The organism is Streptosporangium sp. NPDC000396, from assembly GCF_042898655.1.
Classification (GTDB): Bacteria; Actinomycetota; Actinomycetes; order Streptosporangiales; family Streptosporangiaceae; genus Streptosporangium.
In genome coordinates this window covers 1-1,070 of sequence record NZ_JBIAZA010000094.1, presented here as the reverse complement: position 1 = coordinate 1,070, position 1,070 = coordinate 1, and the positions used below count along the sequence as shown (strand labels likewise).

Below are 1,070 nucleotides of genomic sequence, written 5' to 3'. Positions count from 1 at the left end.
CACAACATGCCCTCGATCGCCGCGCGCGCCAGGGCCGGCCGGGTCGTCGACCCCAGCGTCATCCCGAACAGCGTGGCCGTGGCATCGGGCAGGTTGGGCGTGCGCTCCCCCTCGAAGTACGGCCGAAGCACCAGCCCGTGCGCGCCCGGCGGGGCCTCGAGCGCGAGCCGGCCGAGCCGGTCGTGGTCGACGTCGAGGACCCGCGCCACCGCGTCCAGGACGCGGGCCGCGTTCAGCGTCGCGATCAGCGGCAAAAACAGGCCGCTCGCGTCCGCGAAGCCGGCGACGGTGCCGGTGGCATCGCAGGTGGGATGGCCGGTCACCGCGAACACGGTGCCGCTGGTGCCGATCGACACGACGACGTCGCCCCGGGCCGCGCCCAGGCCGAGCGCCGCCGCGGCGTTGTCACCGGCGCCCGCGCCCACGACGATCGCCGTTCCGGCGACCGTGCCCGCGCGTTCGGCCGGGCCCAGGACCCGCGGCAGGATCGCCCCGTGCCCCAGCGCCCGCTCGAAGAGCTCCAGGTCGTACTGTCCGGTAAACGGGTTCCAGTAGGCCGTGCCGCTGGCGTCCGATCGGTCCGTGACGAGCTCGCCGAGGTCCGGCCCGAGCTCGCTCGAACCGGCCGGGCCGTAGCCGCGCAGCCGCCAGGTCAGCCAGTCGTGCGGCAACGCCACGGCGGCGACCTCGGCGGCGTTGCCCGGTTCGTGGTCGCGCAGCCAGCGCAGCTTGGTGGCGGTGAAGGACGCCACCGGAACCGTTCCCGTCCGTCGGGCGTAGGCCTCGGCGCCCATCTCGGCGACGAGGTCGCGGGCCGCGGCGGCCGACCGGGTGTCGTTCCAGAGCAGCGCGTGCCGGATGACGCGGCCGCCGGCGTCCAGGGCGATGAGGCCGTGCTGCTGGCCCGCTATCGCGATCGCCGCGACGTCGTCGATCCCGCCGGCCTGGGTGATCGCCTCCCGCAGCGCCTCCCACCACAGGGCGGGATCCACCTCGGTGCCCGGCGGGTGGCCCGCCCGGCCGGAACGGGCAAGACGCCCGGTGACGACGTCCCGGATCACGACTTTGCA

At 75.4% G+C, this 1,070-nt stretch carries 1 protein-coding gene; it reads right to left on the bottom strand.

The window, feature by feature from the left end:
- On the bottom strand, positions 1-1,070 hold a 1,070-nt coding region (locus ACFY2X_RS47340; RefSeq protein WP_389952063.1), incomplete at both ends, for an FGGY family carbohydrate kinase.